General features: G+C 71.0%; 6 protein-coding genes. 4 read left to right on the top strand and 2 right to left on the bottom strand.

Features of this window, described 5'->3' with window-relative positions:
• Positions 1–246: 246 nt before the first annotated feature.
• Positions 247–1,107: a hypothetical protein gene (locus D7X96_RS38390; protein WP_120553109.1), complete on the bottom strand. Its 861-nt coding sequence runs from the start codon at positions 1,105–1,107 to the stop codon at positions 247–249.
• Between the two features lie 194 nt (positions 1,108–1,301).
• Between D7X96_RS38390 and D7X96_RS38385 the strand changes: the two genes are divergently transcribed.
• From D7X96_RS38385 to D7X96_RS38375, 3 genes are all read left to right on the top strand, one after another.
• Entirely contained in the window at positions 1,302–2,597 is a 1,296-nt protein-coding gene (locus D7X96_RS38385) for a hypothetical protein (RefSeq protein WP_147468512.1), read from the top strand.
• Positions 2,598–2,913: 316 nt separating this feature from the next.
• A complete protein-coding gene (locus D7X96_RS38380) occupies positions 2,914–3,558 on the top strand; it encodes a hypothetical protein (RefSeq protein ID WP_244219870.1) in 645 nt (214 codons plus the stop codon).
• A 22-nt stretch (positions 3,559–3,580) separates the two neighbouring features.
• Complete coding sequence (locus D7X96_RS38375) at positions 3,581–4,078, top strand: hypothetical protein (RefSeq protein WP_120553107.1); 498 nt, start codon at positions 3,581–3,583, stop codon at positions 4,076–4,078.
• A 7-nt stretch (positions 4,079–4,085) separates the two neighbouring features.
• Here D7X96_RS38375 and D7X96_RS38370 read toward each other — a convergent pair whose 3' ends face one another.
• A complete protein-coding gene (locus D7X96_RS38370) occupies positions 4,086–5,369 on the bottom strand; it encodes a universal stress protein (protein WP_158616347.1) in 1,284 nt (427 codons plus the stop codon).
• 350 nt (positions 5,370–5,719) lie between these two features.
• On the opposite strand from D7X96_RS38370, the gene D7X96_RS38365 reads away from it, so the two are divergent.
• A partial coding sequence (locus tag D7X96_RS38365) for a P-type ATPase actuator domain-containing protein (RefSeq protein ID WP_244219869.1) occupies positions 5,720–6,487 on the top strand: 768 nt, incomplete at its 3' end.

The raw sequence follows: 6,487 nt of genomic DNA, 5'->3' as shown, positions 1-6,487 counted from the left end.
GTGGAGTAGGGGGCTTGGGCGCCGGCGGCTGCTGCGGGACTGTGCGCGGAAGGCCGTTGTTACGAGGTCCGTCGATCGCCATCGTCTGTCTCCGAAGACTTCTCTGCCCTCGGTGGGTCCAAAATGCTGGCGCCCTGGAACCGCGGCGTCCCCCGCCACCGGGTGCAATCTTTCCCCCATTATCGCACCAACCGGCCCCGGGTTGCCTGGTGACCCATGGGACCGGAATTTCAGGTGGGCACTGGCCTACACGGTGCGAGCCGCACGCAGGCGGGGCGGGGTGAAGGACAGCTCGCGGACCTGGAGGCGGGTGGTGGTGAAGCCGTCGAAGCGCTTGGGGGCGTCCTTCGTGCCGGCGCGGACGGCGGCGTGGGACTCCACGTCCAGCTCCAGCCGGACGGGCCACAGCCGGTCCAGGGAGAGCATGCAGCCGCCGTGGCCCCTGGCCTCGGTGTGCATCGTGGTCTCGCCCGGGGTTCCCGGAGGCGGGCGGAGCGAGGCGGGGACGGGCTGGGGCGTGCGGGGCGTCTCCATCTGGAGGCGCAGGCCCACGGACTGGCCCTCCAGGGTGCGCAGCTCCACGCGCGTGGTCGCGCCGGTGAGGGCGCCGCTGCCCGCGCCGTTCTGTTCCCAGCGGGCCCCCAGGCCCACGGGTTCGGCGGGCAGGAAGGTGCCCAGGTCCTTGAGCAGCCCGGCCAGCTGCTGCATCTGGCCGCGCACGGGGGCGGAGAGCTCCGCGGGCAGCTTCCACTCGAAGCCGCTGGAGCGGCCGTTGGGGGCCACCTGGCCTTCGCCCTTCAGGCCGGGCAGGGGCGACAGCTGGGCGCGGGCGGACTCCACGGTGCGCACGGGCGTGCGCGCGGCGACGAGCAGGTCCACCTCCTCCAAGGTGAAGCGGTAGCGCGCGGACCCATCCGGCAGCACGCGAAGCACTTCCACGGCCATCACCATCTGCACGCCCGGCATCACGGGGCCGGGCTTGTTGCGGCCCGCGTCGCGCAGCGTGGTGGTGCTCTCCGAACGCATGCCAATGCGCTGCACCCCACCGAACAGGGGGCGCAGCAGAAGGGGCTTCTGGGGGGCCTGACCGCGATGCAGGAGGTGCATGGGCAACCAGTCTAACCGGAGCGCTCCGACATCGCGGCGGGGAAGGCACGGCGTGGACGCGGAATCACTGACTGAACCGGAAATCCGTGGGTCCAAATCGTGACGGATGGGTTGTCTTTGACTTGGCTGTGGATGGTGTTGACGGGTGTGAGTGTCTTGCTGAGAATGTAAAACGCTGAACAACCGAGGGGGATATGCTTTTGGAACGTCTGAGACAGATCCGGAAAGCGTTTGTGTTGTTGAGTGGCCTCACCCTCCTGATGGGCGGCTTCGCGCGTGCACAGGGAGGTAAGCCTGCTCCTGCTCCTGCTCCTGCTCCTGCCGTGGACCAGGCTGGCCTCAAGGCGGTGATCGACGCGCAGGCCCAGGCCCTGCTCGAGGCGGAGGCCAAGGCCAGCGCCGCCAAGGCGAAGCAGGAGAGCACCGAAGCGCAAAATCAGGCCGCGGCGGGTGCGAAGGCCGTGGCGGAGAACGCGAAGCTCCTCAAGAGCGGTGTCACCGCAGGCGTCAGCGCGGGGATTCAGTTCCCCATTGGCTCCACGAAGGGCACGAGTCTTCAGAACGCCGGTTTCGTGGCCATGCCCTACGTGGCCTTCTTTCCTGGCTACTGGAAGAGATCCGAGGCGGTCCGGGAGTATTGCGCGTCCGAATGGGGCGGCGGCAGCGAGAGCGATGCGTCCGCCGCCGCGATGGAGGTCGCTCGCCGGAAGGCCACGCTCAAGTTCAACACGTTCATCAGCGCGATGAATGCGGGCGCGACGGACCTGCAGATCCTCGATTGGGAATCGTCAAGGATGCGCATGGATGGGGGCCAGTACCAGAAAACGAAGGAAGACTTCGTCAAGTCAGTGGATGCCTATCGACGCGCCAGCGAGAAGATCACCCTCGCCTCCAAGACCGTGGCCGAGGCGTCAGCCGATGGAAAGGCAGCCGCGCTGACTGCGTTCAGCAATGCCCGCACGGAACGGGATGCTGCCCGAGGCGCCGTCGACGCCGCGCAAGAGGCCTATCTGGCGGCGGCACGGCTGTACCGCAGCTCGCGTGCCGAGGAGCCCATGCCCGCGATCGTGGCCTACACCCGGATCTGGTTGGCGGACGTCGACGGAGAATCGGGTAACCGCGAGGCGAGGAAGAAGGACATCATCCAGTGGATTGCCGACCAGGACTGGAACTCGACCCTGCGCGGAAAGTGCTTCGCGTTGAAGTGGGGCGCGTACCTGGGCCGCACGCTCAACAACGAGGTCCGCGTCCGGGTTGGAGGCGGCGGCATCGAGAAGCGCAACTACGTTCCCCAGCTCTCGTTTGGTGCCACGTTCGCGCCGAACGCCTATGTCTCCGTCCTCGCGGGCGTCACCGTGGGCAACGTGGAGGTCCAGGGAGAAGAGGGGACGCCGCGCGACCCCCGCACGCTCTGGTCGGGCAACGTCTCGGTGGGCGGCAACTTCGACCTCGCCGCGGCGCTCCTCAAGGGCGCGCAGTCGTTGCCCTAGCCTCCACTTGAAGCGCGGGCCCGGGTGCCGGTGCGCGCCCGGGCCACTGTGCTTATCGCGAACCGCTGGGACTGTGATGCTTTGGGATAGAGGAGATTCCAGGCAAAGCCAGACAGTGCTGTCTCAGGCCGCGAGGGTGTTTTTCGCGAGCAGCGAGAACGTACGCCCGAGGGGCGAAACACGTCGCGTCGACAGGGTTGATTGTTTATAGACGCGCGCCCAGGCCCGTCTGGAGGCCGCACTGAAGCACACCCACCACAAGATCCTTCCCACTCGCGCGCTGTATTGGTTCCTGGCGGGCCTGGCCCTGCTCTACGTGGAGGCGGCCGCGCTGCTGGATCCCCTGGGCGTGCCCCTGCTTCCGCACCGGTGGGTCCAGGACGTGCTCCAGAGCGGATTCGGCTTCTCCCTGCTCCTCGCGGGCATCCCCTCCTGCATCTGGATCCTGGGCTGGCGGGCCAACGACCTCTTCGCGTGGCTGATGGCGCCGCACACCCTGACGGTGGACGACGAGGGCCTGCGCGCGGACGCCACGCGGATCCGCTGGCGGGACGTGCGGGAGATCGTCGAGCAGTCTTCGGACGACCACGTCCTCCTGCGCCACACGGGGGGAACGCTGAAGCTGCGGCTGTACCTGTGGAGCGACCCGGACGCGCTGCACGAAGCGGTGCTGGAGCAGGTCGTGTCGCGCCTCCTGGAGCGCGTGAACCACCAGGTGTCCGCGGGGAAGCCGGTGCGCTTCGGGCCGCTCGTCCTGAGCGACGCGGGGCTCATCCACCGCAAGAAGCTCTGGCGCTGGGACGACATCGAGAGCATCCGGCTCCAGGACGAGGTGGACCAGGGCCATGCGTCCCGCGAGCTCGTCATCGTCGCGCAGGGCAGGCCCCGGAAGTTCGACGAAGCGAAGGTCATCAACGCGCCAGTCCTGCTGGCCTATCTGTCAGGCCGGCTGGCCGGCTGACGCACCCACGGACATCCCCGACATGGAAATCTATCGCTCCCCCCAGTCCCGGAAGCAGGCGGAGAAGCCGCGCGCCATCTACTACTCGCGGGGCAAGCTCATCGCGGGCGTGGTCATCTGGGTGCTGGCCACGCTCGGCTTCGGCGCGCTCACCGTGCATGCGCTGCCGGTGAGCAACCTCTGGGTCGCCATCGCGCTCATCACCCTGTGCGCGGCCTGGATGCTCTTCAACTGCATCCGCGGGCTGGGGAGGCTGGACCGCCCGGTGCTGCTCATCGGCCGGGACGGCATCCGCTTCCCGGATGGCGTGCTCATCGGCTGGGGGGACATGAAGGAGAACGTCTATTACGCCCAGTCGTACATGGGCATCCCCATCCTCAAGATGGTGCGGATCAAGACCACGCTCGCGAAGCCCCGCGTGAAGAAGCTGCGGGTCGCCGCGCTCGCCATGGACAGCGACGAGTACATGGCGCTCTGTGACAGCTACAGCCAGGGCGGCGGGGTCCCCGCCGCGCGCTGACCCGCTTTCAGCGCAGCGGGGGACGCAGCACCAGCACGGGCCGGCGGCTCAGCCCCAGCACCTTGCGCGCCACCGACCCGAGCAGCGCCTCCCTCACGCCCCCGTGGCCGCGCGAGCCCAGGCAGAGCAGCTCCGCGTCCATCCGCTCCGCGGCCTGCACCAGCGCGAGCGCCACGTCCTCGCCATGGAGGACCTCCACCCGCGTGGTGACCTCCCGGGGCTCCAGCCCCCTGGGCACGCGCTCCAGCAGGCGCTGCTTCAGGTCGCGGTGGAGCTCCGCGCCGGCGCGCTCCGGAATCACCGTCACCAGGTGCACCTCCGCGCCCGCGGGCGCCAGCGCGAAGGCGAACGGGATGGTTTCGTCCGCCAGCGGCGACAGGTCCGTGGCCACCAGCAGCCGCCGCACCTGGGGCAGGGGCGCCTCGCCGTGGGAGGCCGCGGGGCTCACCGGCACCACGGCCGCCGACATGGGCGCGAGCCGCAGCGCGTGGTGCGCCACCGAGGCCAGGTTGCCCAGGGCGTTGTGCGGGTGCGTGCCCACCACGAGCAGGTCCACCTCCTGCTCCCTCGCCAGGTCCACCAGGTGGTCCGCGGCGCGGCCCACCGCCATGCGCAGGTGCACGCGCGGGGCGACGCCCGTGTCCGCCAGCGCCGCCACCTCGCGGTGCAGCACGGCCTCGATGCGGGGCGCCACCTCGTCCAGGTTCATGGGGGTGGGCAGGCCCAGGCGACGGCACTGCTCGAAGGCGTAGTAGACGTGCCCCGCCAGCAGCTCGATGGGGCCATCCACGCCCAGCTCCGTCAGCCAGCGCCGGGCGGCCTCGCTGCCCCGGGAGCGGTCCACCCCGAACATCACGCGCAGGGGCCGCGCGCCGGTGAGCCAGGCCTCGAAGGGGGCGGCGTCACGCACGCGCAGCAGCGGCACGGCGCAGTTGCGCGCGATGCGCTCCAGGCTGACGCCCGAACCCAGGGCGGCGGGCTCCTCGCGGGGCGTCCCCACCACCAGCAGCCGCGCCTCGTGCGCCTCGCAGAAGCGGGCCAGGGCTCCCGAGGAGCCGCTCTCCAGCAGCGAGGACTCCACCTTCGCCCCCAGCGGCGCCAGCCTCTGGACCTCCTCGCGCAGCAGCGCCTGCAGGCCCTCGCGCACGGGCTCGGCCGCGACCCGGAGCTGATCCGGGTGGACCTGGTGGACCAGCCAGAGCGGCAGGCCCCGGCGGGCGGCGATTCGCGCGGCCACCTCCGCGGCCTGACGGGAACCCTCGGTGAGGTCGGTTGCGCAGAGGATGGCCATGGCTTGGACTCCGGACGGGGGGAAGGCGCCGCACCGGGGTTTCTTCCGGCCGGTGGGCTCGCGCTGGGAACGCGCCCCGCTATGACCTCCAGGCCTCTTCAGGATGCGTGCCGTCCCGCTCCTCGGGTATGCCGGAGGCCGGCCCGCGCAAGGGTTGCGGCACCAGGAGGCGCGGGCGCAAAAGCTGCGCGTCCCGGGAAAACCGGCCCGCGTCCAACCTGACGGCACGGGCTTCGCAACCGGGCCGGACATCCCGTGAAGCAGGAGCAATCCGACATGAGCCTCCCTGGTTGGCTGGACCCCGAGCATGGCCACCGCATGGAGCGTGCTGGCGGGCGGGCGGTGGCGCGATGAGCGCGGCGACGGGCGCGGCGGCTCCGGCTCCGGCTCCGGAGCCGCGCTGGGGGCTGGAGTCTCGCGAGGCCGAGGCGCGGCTGCGCCAGCACGGGCCCAACCTCCTGACGCGCGAGCAGCCCCGCTCCGCGTGGCTCTTCCTGGGCCGCCAGTTCCGCGGCGGCATGGTGTGGCTGCTGTTGGGCGCGTGCGGCGTGGCGGCGCTGTTGGGCGAGGGCGCGGACGCGGTGGCCATCGCCACCATCGTGGTGCTCAACGCGCTGGTGGGCTTCCTCCAGGAGTACCGCGCGGACCGCGCCGTGCTGGCCCTGCGCGCGCTCACCGCTCCCAGCGCGCGGGTGCTGCGCGACGGCGTGAGCGCCGTGATTCCGGCGTCCCAGGTGGTGCCGGGGGACGCGCTGGTGCTGGAGGCGGGGGACGTGGTGGCGGCGGACGCGCGGCTGCTGTCGGCGCACGCGCTGCTCACGCTGGAGGCGGCGCTCACCGGGGAGAGCACTCCGGTGGACAAGCGGGTGGGCGCGCTGCCGGACTCCACCCCGCTGGCGGAGCGCAGGGACCGCGTCTTCATGGGGACCTCCGTGGCGGCGGGCACGGCGGTGGCGGAGGTGATGGCCACCGGCATGGACACGGAATTGGGCCGCATCGCGCACCTGGTGCGCACGGCGCAGGAGCCCCAGACGCCGCTGCAGGAGCGCCTGGAGGGCGTCACCCGCATGCTGCTGGTGCTGTGCGTGGCCGTGGGCGCGCTGGTGGCGGGCCTGGGG

The organism is Corallococcus interemptor (assembly GCF_003668875.1).
Lineage (GTDB): Bacteria > Myxococcota > Myxococcia > Myxococcales > Myxococcaceae > Corallococcus > Corallococcus interemptor.
This window is presented reverse-complemented; position numbering and strand designations above follow the sequence as displayed.

Coding starts and splice junctions, on each gene's coding strand:
- D7X96_RS38385 (WP_147468512.1), top strand. CDS start 1,302: ATGCTTTTGGAACGTCTGAGACAGATCCGGAAAGCGTTTGTGTTGTTG.
- D7X96_RS38390 (WP_120553109.1), bottom strand. CDS start 1,107: ATGCACCTCCTGCATCGCGGTCAGGCCCCCCAGAAGCCCCTTCTGCTG.
- D7X96_RS38370 (WP_158616347.1), bottom strand. CDS start 5,369: ATGGCCATCCTCTGCGCAACCGACCTCACCGAGGGTTCCCGTCAGGCC.
- D7X96_RS38375 (WP_120553107.1), top strand. CDS start 3,581: ATGGAAATCTATCGCTCCCCCCAGTCCCGGAAGCAGGCGGAGAAGCCG.